18 protein-coding genes are annotated in these 14,428 nt (G+C 67.2%); 3 read left to right on the forward strand and 15 right to left on the reverse strand.

The features are described 5' to 3' along the window. Positions 1-17: 17 nt before the first annotated feature. Both ACP694_RS02895 and ACP694_RS02900 read left to right on the forward strand, forming a co-directional pair. Positions 18-206, forward strand: a complete 189-nt coding sequence (locus ACP694_RS02895) for a YnbE family lipoprotein (RefSeq protein WP_426010257.1) — start codon at positions 18-20, stop codon at positions 204-206. A 13-nt stretch (positions 207-219) separates the two neighbouring features. Then, positions 220-579, forward strand: a complete 360-nt coding sequence (locus ACP694_RS02900) for a YdbL family protein (RefSeq protein WP_426010259.1) — start codon at positions 220-222, stop codon at positions 577-579. A 53-nt stretch (positions 580-632) separates the two neighbouring features. Here ACP694_RS02900 and trmB read toward each other — a convergent pair whose 3' ends face one another. The 15 genes from trmB to ACP694_RS02975 all read right to left on the reverse strand — a co-directional run bounded on the left by trmB (position 633) and on the right by ACP694_RS02975 (position 12,933). Next, complete coding sequence (gene trmB, locus ACP694_RS02905) at positions 633-1,313, reverse strand: tRNA (guanosine(46)-N7)-methyltransferase TrmB (RefSeq protein ID WP_426010261.1); 681 nt, start codon at positions 1,311-1,313, stop codon at positions 633-635. A 118-nt stretch (positions 1,314-1,431) separates the two neighbouring features. Next, on the reverse strand, positions 1,432-2,655 hold the full coding sequence (metK, locus tag ACP694_RS02910) for a methionine adenosyltransferase (protein WP_426010263.1): 1,224 nt from the start codon (positions 2,653-2,655) through the stop codon (positions 1,432-1,434). A 126-nt stretch (positions 2,656-2,781) separates the two neighbouring features. Next, entirely contained in the window at positions 2,782-3,216 is a 435-nt protein-coding gene (locus tag ACP694_RS02915; RefSeq protein ID WP_426010265.1) for a helix-turn-helix domain-containing protein, read from the reverse strand. Between the two features lie 45 nt (positions 3,217-3,261). Beyond that, on the reverse strand, positions 3,262-4,836 hold the full coding sequence (gene lnt / locus ACP694_RS02920; protein ID WP_426010267.1) for an apolipoprotein N-acyltransferase: 1,575 nt from the start codon (positions 4,834-4,836) through the stop codon (positions 3,262-3,264). Continuing rightward, a complete protein-coding gene (locus ACP694_RS02925) occupies positions 4,833-5,768 on the reverse strand; it encodes a hemolysin family protein (protein ID WP_426010269.1) in 936 nt (311 codons plus the stop codon). The genes lnt and ACP694_RS02925 overlap by 4 nt, the downstream gene beginning before the upstream one ends. Before the next feature lie 12 nt (positions 5,769-5,780). Then, on the reverse strand, positions 5,781-6,245 hold the full coding sequence (ybeY, locus tag ACP694_RS02930; protein WP_426011281.1) for an rRNA maturation RNase YbeY: 465 nt from the start codon (positions 6,243-6,245) through the stop codon (positions 5,781-5,783). Positions 6,246-6,262: 17 nt separating this feature from the next. Continuing rightward, positions 6,263-7,207 carry a PhoH family protein gene (locus ACP694_RS02935; RefSeq protein WP_426010270.1) on the reverse strand — a complete coding sequence of 315 codons (945 nt, stop codon included), beginning with the start codon at positions 7,205-7,207 and terminating at the stop codon, positions 6,263-6,265. Next, positions 7,204-8,556 carry a tRNA (N6-isopentenyl adenosine(37)-C2)-methylthiotransferase MiaB gene (gene miaB / locus ACP694_RS02940; protein ID WP_426010271.1) on the reverse strand — a complete coding sequence of 451 codons (1,353 nt, stop codon included), beginning with the start codon at positions 8,554-8,556 and terminating at the stop codon, positions 7,204-7,206. The genes ACP694_RS02935 and miaB overlap by 4 nt, the downstream gene beginning before the upstream one ends. A gap of 185 nt (positions 8,557-8,741) precedes the next feature. After that, positions 8,742-9,149 (reverse strand): Fur family transcriptional regulator, encoded by a 408-nt coding sequence (locus tag ACP694_RS02945; protein WP_426010273.1) that lies wholly within the window; start codon positions 9,147-9,149, stop codon positions 8,742-8,744. A 61-nt stretch (positions 9,150-9,210) separates the two neighbouring features. After that, positions 9,211-9,654 (reverse strand): ribosomal protein S18-alanine N-acetyltransferase, encoded by a 444-nt coding sequence (rimI, locus tag ACP694_RS02950; RefSeq protein ID WP_426010275.1) that lies wholly within the window; start codon positions 9,652-9,654, stop codon positions 9,211-9,213. Further along, positions 9,651-10,292 carry a tRNA (adenosine(37)-N6)-threonylcarbamoyltransferase complex dimerization subunit type 1 TsaB gene (tsaB, locus tag ACP694_RS02955; RefSeq protein WP_426010277.1) on the reverse strand — a complete coding sequence of 214 codons (642 nt, stop codon included), beginning with the start codon at positions 10,290-10,292 and terminating at the stop codon, positions 9,651-9,653. The genes rimI and tsaB overlap by 4 nt, the downstream gene beginning before the upstream one ends. After that, a complete protein-coding gene (locus ACP694_RS02960; protein ID WP_426010278.1) occupies positions 10,289-10,951 on the reverse strand; it encodes a DUF1131 domain-containing protein in 663 nt (220 codons plus the stop codon). The genes tsaB and ACP694_RS02960 overlap by 4 nt, the downstream gene beginning before the upstream one ends. A 4-nt stretch (positions 10,952-10,955) precedes the next feature. Beyond that, positions 10,956-11,600, reverse strand: a complete 645-nt coding sequence (locus ACP694_RS02965) for a DUF1131 family protein (RefSeq protein ID WP_426010279.1) — start codon at positions 11,598-11,600, stop codon at positions 10,956-10,958. 77 nt (positions 11,601-11,677) lie between these two features. Next, positions 11,678-12,265, reverse strand: a complete 588-nt coding sequence (locus tag ACP694_RS02970; RefSeq protein ID WP_426010281.1) for a malonic semialdehyde reductase — start codon at positions 12,263-12,265, stop codon at positions 11,678-11,680. A 98-nt stretch (positions 12,266-12,363) separates the two neighbouring features. Further along, the gene (locus ACP694_RS02975; protein ID WP_426010283.1) at positions 12,364-12,933 is read right to left on the reverse strand and encodes a NifU family protein; all 570 of its coding nucleotides are present in this window, start codon (positions 12,931-12,933) and stop codon (positions 12,364-12,366) included. A gap of 135 nt (positions 12,934-13,068) precedes the next feature. On the opposite strand from ACP694_RS02975, the gene ACP694_RS02980 reads away from it, so the two are divergent. Further along, complete coding sequence (locus tag ACP694_RS02980; RefSeq protein WP_426010285.1) at positions 13,069-14,334, forward strand: cytochrome P450; 1,266 nt, start codon at positions 13,069-13,071, stop codon at positions 14,332-14,334. The last annotated feature ends 94 nt before the right edge of the window (positions 14,335-14,428 follow it).

Here is a 14,428-nt window from a genome sequence, read left to right on the forward strand (position 1 = left end):
CCCGAATGGAGACACGCATGACCAAGCGCCTGATATCGGCCCTGATCGCGACGGGCGCCCTGGCGGCCTCTGTCGCGGCCTGCGCGCCGACGATCCACGTCAAGGTCGATCCGATCAACATCTACGCTAAGCTGGACGCCAATGTGCGTGTGCAACTGGACAAGGAAGTCCAGACCGCCATCCAGCAAAACCCCAACCTGTTCTAAGAAAGGCGCCGACATGATCCGCAAGACAATGACGGTTTTGGCCCTGGCCGCCTCGCTCGGCGCCGCCGTGGGCTTCGGGGCCCTCCCCGCCTTCGCCCAAACGGCCAAGGCCACCGTAGACGCCGGCAAGGCCGCCGGGACCGTGGGCGAACAGGCCGACGGCTTCCTTGCCGTGGTGTCGGGCGGCGACGCGGCTCAGCGCGCCGCTGTGGTCGAGATCAACACCGGCCGCGCCGCTGTCTACAAGGACACCGCCGCGAAGACGGGAGTCACCGCCGAAGCCGCCGGCCAGGCCACAGCCAAGCAGCTCTATGCCCGCCTGGCGCCGGGCCAGTACTGGAAGCCGTTGGATGGCGGCTGGGCGAAGAAGTAGCAATCCTCCCCCTGTGCGGCCCGCAAGGGCCCGCAGGGGGAGGAAATAGCGCGTCAGACCCTTACGAAATCAAGGAACAGCGGCGGGCAGTCGCCCAGCTTTTTTTCCTCGTACCGCGTGGTGACGTGGTCGACGGGCGGGGCGTTGCGGTCGGCTGAAACGTCGGCGTAGCGGAAGGCCGGGTCGGCCAGCACCCGCTCGACCGTCCACTCGGCATAGTCGGCCCAGTCGGTGGCGAAGCGGAAGGCCGCGCCCGGCTTCAGCACCCGCGCCAGTTCCGCCACCACCGCAGGCTGGATCAGCCGGCGCTTGTTGTGTCGCGCCTTGTGCCAGGGGTCGGGGAACAGCACGAACAGGCGGTCCAGGCAGGCGTCGGGCAACCAGGACAGCACGTCGCGGGCGTCGCCCTCGTGGATGCGGACATTGCCCAGCCCCTGCTCCTCGACATGCCGCACCGCGCTGGCCACGCCGTTGACGAAGGGCTCGGCGCCGATCACCAGCACGTCGGGGCGGCGGCCGGCCTGGGCGGCCATGTGCTCGCCGCCGCCAAAACCGATCTCCAGCCAGACTTGCGTGACCTCCGGCATCAGGTCGCGGGGCAGGAACGGCGCGGTCGGGATGGTCAGGGTCGGCAGCAGGGTGTCGAGCAGGGCCTGCTGGCGCGGCTTCACCGGTCGCGACTTGAGGCGGCCGAACGAGCGCAGCGGCCCGTGGGGCTGGATGGGGTTGGTCATGGGCGGGGTCTTAGCCGAAATGAGCGCGCAAATGAAACGGGCCCCGATCGGATGATCGGGGCCCGCTGATACGGTTGGGGACAGACGCATGCGCCTGTCCCCACGTTGGGTCGAAGCCTTAAGCCAGGCCCTTCAGTTCCGACACCAGGTCGGTCTTCTCCCAGGAGAAGCCGCCTTCGTTGTCCGGCGTGCGGCCGAAATGGCCGTAGGCGGCGGTGCGGGCGTAGATCGGCTTGTTCAACTGCAGGTGCTCGCGGATCGAGCGCGGGGTCGCGCCCCCGATCAGTTGCGGCAGCAGCTTTTCCAGAACCTCGGGATCAACCTTGCCCGTGCCGTGCAGATCGACGTGGAACGAGACGGGCTGGGCCACGCCGATCGCGTAGGCGATCTGGATGGTGCAGCGCTCGGCGAGGCCGGCCGCGACCACATTCTTGGCCAGGTAGCGGCAGGCATAGGCGGCCGAGCGGTCGACCTTGGTCGGATCCTTGCCCGAAAAGGCGCCGCCGCCGTGCGGGGCCGCGCCGCCGTAGGTGTCGACGATGATCTTGCGGCCGGTGACGCCGGCGTCGCCGTCGGGCCCGCCGATCTCGAAGCGGCCGGTCGGGTTGACCAGCCACTGGGTCTTCTTGGTAATCAGGCCGTCCGGGAAGATCGGCAGAATGTGCGGCTTGATCAGGTCGAGCACGCGCTTGGACGTGGCGGCCTTGCCGTCGATCTTCTTCTTGTGCTGGTGCGACACGACGATCGAGACGACGCGGACCGGTTTGCCGGTGGCGTCATATTCCAGGGTGATCTGGCTCTTGGCGTCCGGCTCGAGCTCCGACAGCTCGCCGGAATGGCGCAGCTGGGCCAGGCGGCTGAGGATGTTGTGGCTGTATTGCAGGGTGGCCGGCATCAGCTCCGGCGTCTCTGTGCTGGCATAGCCGAACATGATGCCCTGGTCGCCGGCGCCTTCGTCCTTCTTGTCTGAAGCGTCCACGCCTTGGGCGATGTGGGCCGACTGACCGTGCAGATAGTTGGCGAATTTCGCCTTCTGCCAGTGAAAGCCCTTTTGCTCGTAGCCGATGTCCTTGACCGCAGCGCGGACCTTGGACTCCAGCGAACCCAGGATATCCTTGGTCAGGGCCTTGTTGGCGGACTTGTCGCCGCCCGGCTTGCCGGCCCGGACTTCGCCAGCCAGCACGATGCGGTTGGTGGTGACCAGAGTCTCGCAGGCGACGCGCGCCTCGGGATCGGCGGTCAGGAAGGCGTCGACGACAGTGTCGCTGATCCGATCGGCGACCTTGTCCGGATGGCCTTCGGAAACGCTTTCACTGGTGAAGATGTAGGAAGAACGGCTCAAGGGTCAGCTCCGGACATGACGCCGCCCGCGCGGACGGTCTGTCCGGCGGACTGAGCCAGGAACATATAAAGATATGTTTATGTCCGCAAGCGGCCGCGAGAGGTTTCGCGCGGAACAGCGCGCCGATCAGGCTCCGGCGTCTTCCTCGACCGGATCCTCGGCCATCGAACGCACGAGGTCCAAGATGCGCCGACGAACCCGGGACTTGCTAATCCGCGGGAACAGCGCGGCCAGTTCCAGGCCTTCGGGGGTCATCAGGAAATCGTGCACGAACTGCTCAGAGCCGTTTTCCTGGAAACCTTCCACGTCGGTCGGATCGGCCAGGCCCTCGAAGAAGTACGACACCGACGACTGCAGGCTCTTGGCGATCTCGTACAGCTTGCTGGCGCTGACGCGGTTGGCGCCACGCTCGTATTTCTGGACCTGCTGGAAGGTCAGGCCCAGGTCGTCGGCCAGACGCTCCTGGCTTACGCCGAGGATCTTGCGGCGCATGCGGATGCGAGCGCCGACGTGCAGGTCGACCGGATTGGGGAGGCGTTCTTGATCAGGAGTCGTGTTCATGCCGTCGTCAATCACTGAAGTTACGGTTTGATAACCCTGTCTGTTTCAGTTCGGCGACTTTTCCAAGCCCAGACCTGCTCTCAGGGGAACAACGTTCACCAACGAAAGCAAAAGTAGCAAAGCGAAGGACCAGTGCCCGAACTTTGAGAACGGGGTCGAGCGAAGTTTTTCCGGCAAAAGGCCGTCGATAACGCCGGTTTCTCCCAGGTTGAGGCGTTGGCCGACCACGCGGCCGCGCGCATCGATCAACGCAGATACGCCCGTCGGGGTGGCGCGGATGATGGGAACGCCGGTTTCTATGGCGCGATAGCTCGCCAGGTTTAAATGCTGACGGGGGCCAGAGGTTACGCCGAACCAGGCGTCGTTCGACACATTGACGATGGCGCGGACGCCGGGAGCCGGCTTGGCCAGGAGCGGGAACAGGCTTTCGTAGCAGATCAGCGGTTGGATCAGCAGGTCGGGCGCGATCCGCAAGGGCGCCGGCCGAGGGCCGGTGGCGAAGCCGTCGCCCAGATGGGCCATGCTCTTGACGCCCAGCCGGGTCATCAGAGCATCGGCCGGCAGGTACTCGCCGAACGGCACCAGGCGGTGCTTGTCGTAGATCCCGACCACCACGACGTCGCTGGCCTCACGGCGCAGGGCGACCAGGCTGTTGAAGTAGACGGGCTTGTCTGGCGGTCCGTCATAGCGATAGCCGCCGATCAACAGGAGCTGGCCCGGCTTCAGCGCATCGACGATGGCCTGCCGCACCCAGCTCCCAGGCGCCATGTAGTCGTTGATGGCGGCCGGCAGAGCCCCCTCGGGCCAGACCACGATGTCGGCGGGCCTGCCGCCATAGGGCTTGGCGGTTAGCGCGACATAGGCCTGAACGATCTGGGCGAAGCGCCCGGCGTCCCACTTGGCCTCCTGCTCAATGTCGGCCTGGACGATGCGGACGCTGGGGTGGGCCGTCGGTATCAGCGTGGCCGAAATGGCTGCCAGGCCATAGAGCCAGAGCGCCGCCAGCACAGCGGCGGCGCTCCCGACGGCCAGGCGTCCGCGCCGACCCTCGCGCCACACCGCCGGGGCGGCGGCGATCGCCAGTGTGATCCAGGTCAAGCCGTAGGCGCCGACCACGGACGCGAACTGGGATAAGGCCGAACCCGCCTTCCAGGTCTCGCCCGGCAGGTTCCAGGGAAAGCCGGTCAGGATGTGGCCTCGAGTCCATTCCAGGGCCGCGAAGGCTCCGGCGAACACCAGCACCCGCCGCACGCCGGCCGGCGCCAGCCAGCGGTAGAGCACCGCCGCCAGACCCCAGAACAGGGCCATCCCAGCCGCCATCGCCGCCACGGCGAACGGCGCCATCCAGCCTTGGTTCGCGGCGTCGACCATGAAGGCCTCGGCGATCCACCAGGTGCCTAGGCCGAAATAACTCAGCCCCATCAACCAGCCGCGAAAAAAAGCCGCGCGCAACGGTCGAGGTCCCTCGATGGCGTCGAGCAGCCAGAGCAGAACGGCGTAGCCCAGGACCCCCGGCAAGACCCCGAACGGCGGATGGGCCAAGGCGGCGGCCAGGCCCGCGAGCAGGGCCAGGCCCCGCGCTCGCCACGGCGTCAGCCTCGGACAGGCCGGCAGGTTCACGAAGCGGCCACGCGGCCAGGTTCGGCCGCGGCGTTCCCGGCGGCCTGATCGAGACTTACCGCAGGGCGCACCCGCACGCGGCGCACCCGGCGCGGATCGGCTTCCACGACTTCCAGGTCGAAGCCGGCCGGATGGGCGATCACCTCACCGCGCTGGGGCACGCGGCCGGCCAGGGCGACGACAAGACCCGCGACGGTGTCGATGTCCTCTTCCATGTCCGGCGGGGCCAGGTCGCGGTCGAGGACGGCTTCCAAATCTTCCAGCGGCGCGCGGGCGTCGACCTCGAACAGGCCGCCCGGCCGGGCGACGATGCTGGAAACCTGGGCGTCGTCATGCTCGTCGTCGATCTCCCCGACCACCGCCTCGATCAAGTCTTCCATGGTCACCAAGCCGTCGGTGCCGCCGAACTCGTCGATGACCAGGGCCATGTGGATGCGGCTGGTGCGCATGCGCAGCAGCAGGTCGGCCGCCCGCATCGAGGCGGGCACATAGAGCGCTTCTCGGCGCAGCCGGTGCAGGACCTGGTCGCTGGGGGCCGGACGCTTGTCCTCGTTGGCGAGCAGGCGGAACACGTCCTTGACGTGGATCACGCCGACCGGGTCATCCAGCGTCTCGCGATAGATCGGCATCCGCGAGTGCTCGGCCTCGGTGAACTGGGCCACCACGGCGTCAAAGGGGGCAGAGACCTCGACGGCCACGATGTCGGCGCGCGGGGTCATGACGTCGGCGACCCGCAGGCTCTGAAAGGCCTCGGCCTGGTCGACCATGTCGACCTCGTGGACCAGGGCCGGGTCGGCCGGGCGCGAGACCTCGGCCAGGCCAGGCACGCCGCGCCCCGCCAGGTCCTTGCGCATCTTGCGGAAGAACGCCCGCACGCCCCGGCTCAAGCGAGCTGGACCGGCGGGCGTGGAACTCTGGTCGTCGCTGGGCATGCCCGGTCTTGGTTATCCCTGTGGAGACGGCGGCTCGGCATAGGGGTCCGGAACGTCCAATCCGGCGAGGATCTCGCGTTCGAACGCCTCCATGGCCTGGGCCTGGTCGTCGCTCTCGTGGTCATATCCTAGGAGATGAAGCACCCCGTGCGCCACCAGATGTTGCAAGTGGTGCGCAAGTGGCTTGCCTTGCTCGGCCGCTTCGCGCTGGCAGACCCCGAACGCCAGGGCGATGTCGCCGATCAGTCCTTCCGGATTGCCTTCCGTCGGCGCCGGGAAGGACAGGACGTTGGTCGGATAGTCCTTCTGGCGGAAGTCGCGGTTCAGCACCTGGACGCTGTCGTCGTCGGCCAGCAGGATGACGATGCCGTGGCCCTCAATGTCCTGATGGGCGTCGAGCACCGCCTGGGCGGCGCGCCAGACCAGGGCCTCGGCCTCGGGCTCGGCGGCGAGCCAGGCTTCGTCCTCGATCTCGATGTCGACCGTGAGGGTCATCAGCGCGGCGTACTCTGCAGGGCGTCGGCGTCGTAGGCCTTGACGATCCGCTCGACCAGCGGGTGGCGCACGACGTCGGCCGAAGTAAAGCGCGACACCGCCACGCCCTCGACGCCCTCGAGGATCGACACCGCATGGGCCAGGCCGGAATCGCGAGGGTTCAGCAGATCGACCTGGGTCGGGTCGCCGGTCACCACCATCCGCGCGTTCTCGCCCAGACGGGTCAGGACCATCTTCATCTGCAGGCGCGAGCAGTTCTGGGCCTCGTCGACGATGACGAACGCATGGGCCAGCGTGCGGCCGCGCATGAAGGCGATCGGGGCAACCTCGATCTCCAGCTTCTCGCGGCGGCGGCGCAGTTGCTCGGCGCCCATGATGTCGGTCAGGGCCTCCCAGACCGGGGCCATGTAGGGATCGACCTTCTCGTTCAGGTCACCCGGAAGAAAGCCGAGCTTTTCGCCGGCCTCGACGGCGGGACGGGTGACGATCAGCCGGTCGACCTCGCCGCGCAGCAGCATGCCCGCGCCATGGGCGACCGCCAGGAAGGTCTTGCCGGTGCCGGCCGGGCCAAGGCCGAACGATAGCGGATGGCTGCCCATGGCTTCCATGTAGCGGGCCTGGGCCTTGGTCTTGGGCGCTACCGAGCCCTTGCGCACATTGCGGGGCGAGGCTTGACCGCCGGTGCTCTGGGCTTCGCCCACGGCGACGCGGATGTCGGCTTCGACGATGTCCTCGCCGGCGTCGGCCCGCTCCGAGACGTCGCGCAACGCCCGCTTGGCGCCCGTGCGGCCCTTGACGTCGCCGGTGAGGGTGACGCCGCCGCCGGGCGTCTCGATCAACACCTTGAAGGCGTCCTCGATCAGGGCGGCGTGACGCCCGCCGGGGCCGGAAACGGCGCGGACGGCGGTGTCGGACAGAGGCAGGAACTCAGGCGTACGGCTCAAGCGGACTCCAGCAGAGGTTGGCTCTCGAGCACGCCGCCCAGGCTCATCTTGGCCGACGACTCGATACGGACGGGGACGATCTGGCCCAGCAGGCTGTCAGGACCTAACGCATGGACCGACTGAAGATAGGGACTGCGGCCGATGATTTGACCGGAGTTGCGGCCTTTTTTCTCGAACAGCACCGGCATGGTCTTGCCGACCTGCACGGCGTTGAACGCTTTCTGCTGTTCGTCGAGCAGGATGTTAAGCCGCTCGAGCCGCTCGGCCTTGACCGCCTCGTCCACCTGGCCGGGCATGGCCGAGGCGGGCGTGCCGGGCCGGCGCGAATATTTGAACGAGAAGGCCGAGGCGAAGCCGACCTCGCGGATCAGCTCCAGGGTCTTGTCGAAATCGCCGTCGCGCTCGCCGGGGAAGCCGACGATGAAGTCGCCGCTCATGGCGATGTCGGGCCGGCCGGCGCGGATCTTCTCGATCAGCCGCACATAGCTCTCGGCCGTGTGGTCGCGGTTCATGGCCTTGAGGATCTTGTCCGATCCGGCCTGCACCGGCAGGTGCAGATAGGGCATCAGCTCCGGCAGTTCGGCATGGGCCTCGATCAGGTCGTCGCCCATGTCGCGCGGGTGGCTGGTGGTGTAGCGGATGCGATCCAGACCGGGAATCTTCGCCAGACGCCGCACTAGCTTGGCCAGGGTATAGCCGCCGCCGTCATAGGCGTTGACGTTCTGGCCCAGCAGCGTGACTTCGCGCACGCCTTGGTCGGCCAGGCGCTTGGCCTCGTCCTCGATCTGCCCGGGCGGCCGCGACCACTCGCCGCCGCGGGTATAGGGCACCACGCAGAATGTGCAGAACTTGTCGCAGCCCTCCTGCACGGTCAGGAAGGCGGTCACGCCATTGACCTGGCGCTCGGCCGGCAAGGCGTCGAACTTTTCGTCGGCGGCGAAGTCGGCGCTGAGGCGCTCGCCGGTCGCCCGGTGAACGCGGGCGATCAGCTCGGGCAGCTGATGATAGGCCTGGGGCCCGACCACAAGATCGACGGCCGGCTGTCGCCGCATGATCTCCTGGCCCTCGGCCTGGGCCACGCAGCCGGCCACGGCGATGGTCATGGTCCCGCCGGCCTCGGCCCGACGGGCCTTCATCTGCTTGATATAGCCGAGCTCCGAATAGACCTTCTCGGTGGCCTTCTCGCGGATATGGCAGGTGTTGAGCACCACCAGGTCGGCGCCCTCGGGCTCGCTGACAATCCCATAGCCCAGCGGCCGCAGGACATCGGCCATGCGCTCGCTGTCATAGACGTTCATCTGACAGCCGTAGGTCTTGATATAGAGGCGCTTTTGCGGGGTCTCGCTCATCGGGGCGTTATGAGCGCGAGGGGGCGCTGGCGCAAGGACGCGGGGGACACACCCAGAAAGTCCTCTCCCCGTGGGAGAGGTGTCGGCGAAGCCGACGGAGAGGGGAGTTTGCCAGAGTGGGCCTGCTCCCCCCCACCGGCCCATTCGGGCCGCCTCCCCCACAGGGGGGGACCTGAAAAACCCGATCACTCCTCCAGCGGGACCCCATAAAGCTCCAGCCGGTGGTCGATCAGCTTGTAGCCCAACCGCTGGGCGATAGCGTTCTGCAGGGCCTCGATCTCCTCGTCCACGAACTCGACGACCTTGCCGGTCTTCATGTCGATCAGGTGGTCGTGGTGGTGGTCGGGAGTCTCTTCATAGCGCGATCGACCGTCGCGGAAGTCGTGGCGCTCGATGATGCCGCTCTCCTCGAACAGCCGCACGGTGCGATAGACCGTGGCGATCGAGATGTGCGGGTCCACGGCGTGGGCGCGGCGGTGCAGTTCTTCGACGTCTGGATGATCAACAGCGCCCGACAACACGCGGGCAATGACCCGGCGCTGATCGGTCATGCGCATGCCCTTTTCGATGCAGAGCTTTTCGAGGCGGTCCAAGGCGGCGTCTCCGGAAAGATGAATCAAGGCGGGATTCGGGGCCAGGATAGGCGCTCGGCGGCTAGGTGTTAAGCACCCGGCGCATCACCAACGCGTCCTTGGCGCCATCCAGATGGGGATAATAGCCTTTTCGCAGGCCGACGCGGTCGAAACCCGTTGTTTCGTAGAGCCTGATCGCCGCGAGATTGTCGGCCGCAACTTCCAGGAACATCTCGGAGGCGCCGGCTTCCTTCGCGACGCCGGCCGCCATCTCGACCAGGGCCGAGCCCCAGCCGCGGCGGCGGGCGGCGGGATCGACCGCCACGGTCAGGATCTCGGCCTCGCCCGCCACGGCCCGGCAGAGGATGAAGCCTTTTGGATCGTCACCCTCACCCAGCACCGCGAAGGCGCCAGGGCCGTTGAGCAGCGTCTCGAATTCCTCGGCGCTCCACGGCCTCGGAAAGGCCCGGTCGTGCAGGTCGGCCAAGGTAAAACAGGCTTCCAGCCCGACGGGACGCAGGATCATGCGGCGGGCGCCACGGCGTAGGGCGCGCGCAGATAGAGCGGCCGGGGCGAGTGGCTCGGCGCCGGGCGGGTTGCGGCCAGGCAGGCGATGGCGACAGGGTCGGCGAAGGCCGGAATCAGGACGGTGGCGCCCGGCAGGACGTCGGCGATCATGGGCGCGCCCGAGCCGATCAGGGTGGCGGGACCGCCGGAATAGAGCTCGGCCAGGCGGGCGATGGCGACCGTGACCTCCAGGGCGTCGGGCGCCATCAGGGCCTTGCCGCTGTCGAAGATCTGCAGATAGACCTGCCCCATCCTGGCGTCGAGCGCGGCGGCTACGAAGCCTGTCGCGCCGGTCGTGGCGGCCAGGGCCTCCAGGCTGTTGATGCCGACGCAGGGGATCGAGAGGGCCGTGGCGAGGCCCTTGGCGAAGGACAGTCCGACCCGCAGCCCGGTGAACGAGCCAGGGCCCACGGTGACGGCGATGCGGGTCAGGTCGGGGAACTTGACGCCGGCTTCGGCCATCACCTCGCGCGCCAGGACGGCGATGCGCTCCTGATGGCCGCGAGTCATCGGCTCGCTGCGGGCGGCGCGAACGACATCGCCCTCCAGCACGGCGATCGAACTGGCGCCGAGGCAGGTATCGACGGCGAGGATCATATGGCGGGCGCCCCGCCCTTCCAGATGAACCCGCTCAGCAAGGCCTTCTGGCGCAGGGCGTCGAGGGGCGGCAGGACATCGGTGGTCCAGCCCGGCACGTCGAACACGTAGCGCAGCACGGCCTCGCCAGGCTGGAAGCAGATCACCGTATGGCGATCGCGGCCCTCGCCCATCCGGCAACGCTCGTAATCCATGTCGGCGTCGGCGAACTTCATCCTCAGAGTCTCGCCGCGCGGACCGACCGGGGTCCCGCCCGTAACGCGGATGTCGCCCACCAGCACGGTCCCCGGGTTGCCCTGGATCTCGATGACGCCGCCGCCTTGGGTGACGGTGATCCCCATCAGCGTCGAGGGCGCTCCATCTTGCCGCATGAAGACGCCTTGGACCGTGGCCTTTGGGAATCGCGGCTTTACCGCCTCCATCGAAAACTCGGTCTGGGCCATGAGCGGACCGACGGAAAATTCGTCCAGCGCCAACGGTCCGCCGACATGGGGCATGAAGCGGTCGATCCGGCCGTCAGCGGTCTTGCGCGTCACCAGGGCGGGGGCCTCGGCCGCCGCCGCGGGGGCTTTGGTTGGGGCGGTTCCGCTCTTCTTGGCCGGCCCGCAGGCGGCCAGCGCCAGCAGGGTCGCGGCCAGCAGAGCGTATCGCGGCGCCATGACCTCAGGCCGCGCCGACGGCGGCGTTGTCGGCCGGGCGCCAGACGAACTCGTTGAGTTGGCCCTTGGCCTTCAGGGTCTCTACCGGCGGCAGGCCGCCCTTGGTCCAGCCCGGCGCGCCGAACACGTAGGCGACGCTCGGCGCCTCGGGACGCACGCAGACGGTCTGGTTGACGGTGCGGCCCTCGCCGGCTCGGCACTGGGCGATGTCGAAGGACAGGTCGGCCCATTTTCCGAGAAGGGCTTCGCCCTTCGGACCCCGGACCGGCCCGCCGGCCAATCGGATCTCGCCAATGCCGCCGTCGGGGCCCTTGCCGATCTCCATCAGCGGGACATTGTCCTGCTCGACGGTGATGATCGGGCCGGGAGGCCCTTCGCCGGTGTGGATGAAGGCGCTCTTGACCACCGCCTTGGGAAACAGGGCCGCGATGGTCGGCATGTCGAAGGCCGTGGCGCCGGTGATCGGACCGACGCCGTCGGCGCGCACTTCAAGCGGACCGCCATTATAGGGGACGGTGGCGACGGCCACCGGGCCGGATTTCGGCGTCTCGGCCGAGGGCGGCGGGGCGGTGGTCTGCGCTTGCTTGGCGGGGCCGCAGGCGGCGAGCAGCAGGAGCGGGGCGGCGATCTGAGCGAGGCGCTGGGTCATGGCGCGTCTTTTAGCACTGGGTTCGATCCGCACCCAAGCCCGTCTTCCCGGCGAAGCCGGAGACGGGCCTGAGAAGATCAGATGATCTGCGCGGCTTCCTCGAAGTCGAGGCGCGGATTGCGCGGGAACAGGCCTTCGTCGGTACCGTAACCGATCGAGGCGAGGAAGTTGGACTTGATATTGGTCCCCGCGAAGAAGGCCGCGTCGACCCCGGCATTGTCAAAGCCCGACATCGGCCCGACGTCCAGGCCCAGGGCCCGGGCGGCGAGGATGAAATAGCCGCCCTGCAGCGAGCTGTTGCGCAGCGCGCCGACTTCCTTGGCCGCCGGGTCGCCGAACCAGTTTTTCGCGCCCGGCGCATTGGGGAACAGCTTGTCGAGGGTTTCGGGAAAGTCCAGGTCGTAGCCGACGATGACGGTGACCGGGGCGGCCAGGATCTTGGGGCCATTGGAGCCCGAAGACAGCGCCGCCAGCTTGGCCTTGGCTTCCGGGGTCTGAACGAAAATGAACCTTGCCGGCGTGGTGTTGGCCGCAGTCGGGCCAAACTTCACCAAGTCGTACAGCTCGCGCAGAAGCGCCTCGGGGATGGCGTCGGGCTTCCAGCCGTTCCGCGTCCGCGCCTCGGTGAACAGCTGGGAAAGGGCGGCGGTGTCGAGCTTGGCCATGGGACAGTCCTCAAGTGCGCTATCAGCAACTTCTATAGTTACAGTATGCACTCGCGCGCGCGCTCGCAAGCGCGAGGCCGCGAAGTTTTTTTGGGTCGCTAGAGCGTCTGCTCGACCCGGGTCACTTCCGGCACATAGTGCTTGAGCATGTTCTCGACCCCGGACTTCAGCGTGGCCGACGAGGACGGGCAGCCCGAGCAGGCTCCGCGCATGTGCAGCCACACCACGCCGGTGGCCGGCTCGAACCGGTTGAAGACGATGTCGCCGCCGTCCTGGGCCACGGCCGGGCGGATGCGGGTGTCGAGCAGCTCCTTGATCTCGGCGACGATCTGGGTCGTTTCCTCGTCATAGACGCCGTCATTGTCGTGACCGCTCTCGGCCGCATCAAGCAATAACGGCCGGCCGCTGGTGAAGTGGTCCATGATGGCCGCCAGGATCGGCGCCTTCAGATGCGGCCACTCGGCGTGCTCCGCCTTGGTCACGGTCAGGAAATCGGGACCGAAGAACACCCGGTTGACGTCGCCCAGCCGGAAAAGAGCCTCGGCCAGGGGTGAGGCGTCGCCCTCCTCCTCCGTCTTGAACTCCCGCGCGCCCTCACCCAGCACTTCGCGGCCGGGCAGGAACTTCAGGACCTCGGGATTGGGGGTGGTTTCGGTCTGGATGAACATGACGGAGAAATGGACCCGCAAGAGCCTCGCGACAAGAGCCCCCTATTCAGGAAGATTGGCTGCCGCTTACGTCATCGTGACAAACGATCGGCGTTGTGGCTCCATGATCAAAACAAGTGTTTTAAGGAGCGCGCCATGAGCGACGGGGCAATCGATCTATCCGGTGATGCGCGGGCCAAGGCCTATGCCACGCCGCTCGACCAGTTTGACGTCGCCGATCCGGCCCTGTTCCAGGCCGACGCCCACTGGCCCTGGTTCGAGCGGCTGCGGGCCGAGGATCCCGTCCATTACTGCGCCAACAGCGAGCACGGGCCCTATTGGTCGATCACCCGCTATGCCGACATCATGACGGTCGACACCACCCACCAGGTGTTCTCGTCCGACAGCAGCCTGGGCGGCATCACGATCCGCAACTTCGACGAGGACTTCGTCCTGCCGATGTTCATCGCCATGGACCCGCCCAAGCACGATATCCAGCGCAAGACCGTCAGCCCGATCGTCTCGCCGGCGAACCTGGCGGCCCTGGAGGGCACTATTCGTGAAAGAGTGGGCGAGATTCTCGACGGCCTGCCGATCGGCGAGACCTTCGACTGGGTCGACAAGGTGTCGATCGAGCTGACCACCCAGATGCTGGCCACCCTGTTCGACTTCCCCTGGGAGGAACGCCGCAAGCTGACCCGCTGGTCCGACGTCTCGACCGCGGTGCCCGGCGCCGGAATCGTCGACACCGAGGAGCAGCGCCGGGAGGAGCTGATGGAGTGCCTGGCCTATTTCACCAATCTCTGGAACGAGCGGGTCAATGCCACCGAGCCGGGCTCCGACCTGATCTCGATGCTGGCCCATGGCGAGGCGACGCGGAACATGCCGCCGCTGGAATATCTGGGTAACATCATCCTGCTGATCGTCGGCGGCAATGACACGACCCGCAACTCGATCACCGGCGGCCTGCTGGCCCTCAGCCAGAACCCGGCGGAAGAGGCCAAACTGCGCGCCGACCCCAGCCTGATCCCCAACATGGTTTCCGAGATCATCCGCTGGCAGACGCCCCTGGCCTATATGCGCCGCACCGCGCTGGAGGACTTCGAACTGTCGGGCAAGACCATCAAGAAGGGCGACAAGGTCGTCATGTGGTACGTCTCGGGCAATCGCGACGAGACCGCGATCGACAATCCGAACGCCTTCCTGATCGACCGCCCCCAGGCCCGCCGCCACCTGTCGTTCGGCTTCGGCATCCACCGCTGCGTCGGCAATCGTCTGGCCGAACTGCAGCTGAAGATCATCTGGGAGGAAATCCTCGCCAGATTCCCGAAGATCGAGGTGATGGGCGAGCCGAAGCGGGTCTATTCCAGCTTCGTGAAGGGGTATGAGACCCTGCCGGTGCGGATCCCGAGCCGGCTTTAAATGCGGTGCGTCCTTCGAGGCCCACTCCGTGGGCGCCTCAGGATGAGGAGCTTAGTTGCTCTGAATTCCTCATCCTGAGGTGCGAGGCGAAGCC

The sequence above is a fragment of the Caulobacter sp. DWR2-3-1b2 genome, assembly GCF_049896345.1.
Taxonomy (GTDB): Bacteria; Pseudomonadota; Alphaproteobacteria; order Caulobacterales; family Caulobacteraceae; genus Caulobacter.

Bases quoted from the DNA above. Each gene is read 5' to 3' on its own strand.
- ACP694_RS02895 (WP_426010257.1), top strand. From the start codon at position 18: ATGACCAAGCGCCTGATATCGGCCCTGATCGCGACGGGCGCCCTGGCG.
- ACP694_RS02900 (WP_426010259.1), top strand. From the start codon at position 220: ATGATCCGCAAGACAATGACGGTTTTGGCCCTGGCCGCCTCGCTCGGC.
- trmB (WP_426010261.1), bottom strand. From the start codon at position 1,313: ATGACCAACCCCATCCAGCCCCACGGGCCGCTGCGCTCGTTCGGCCGC.
- ACP694_RS02915 (WP_426010265.1), bottom strand. From the start codon at position 3,216: ATGAACACGACTCCTGATCAAGAACGCCTCCCCAATCCGGTCGACCTG.
- ACP694_RS02925 (WP_426010269.1), bottom strand. From the start codon at position 5,768: ATGCCCAGCGACGACCAGAGTTCCACGCCCGCCGGTCCAGCTCGCTTG.
- miaB (WP_426010271.1), bottom strand. From the start codon at position 8,556: ATGAGCGAGACCCCGCAAAAGCGCCTCTATATCAAGACCTACGGCTGT.
- rimI (WP_426010275.1), bottom strand. From the start codon at position 9,654: ATGATCCTGCGTCCCGTCGGGCTGGAAGCCTGTTTTACCTTGGCCGAC.
- tsaB (WP_426010277.1), bottom strand. From the start codon at position 10,292: ATGATCCTCGCCGTCGATACCTGCCTCGGCGCCAGTTCGATCGCCGTG.
- ACP694_RS02960 (WP_426010278.1), bottom strand. From the start codon at position 10,951: ATGGCGCCGCGATACGCTCTGCTGGCCGCGACCCTGCTGGCGCTGGCC.
- ACP694_RS02965 (WP_426010279.1), bottom strand. From the start codon at position 11,600: ATGACCCAGCGCCTCGCTCAGATCGCCGCCCCGCTCCTGCTGCTCGCC.
- ACP694_RS02970 (WP_426010281.1), bottom strand. From the start codon at position 12,265: ATGGCCAAGCTCGACACCGCCGCCCTTTCCCAGCTGTTCACCGAGGCG.
- ACP694_RS02975 (WP_426010283.1), bottom strand. From the start codon at position 12,933: ATGTTCATCCAGACCGAAACCACCCCCAATCCCGAGGTCCTGAAGTTC.
- ACP694_RS02980 (WP_426010285.1), top strand. From the start codon at position 13,069: ATGAGCGACGGGGCAATCGATCTATCCGGTGATGCGCGGGCCAAGGCC.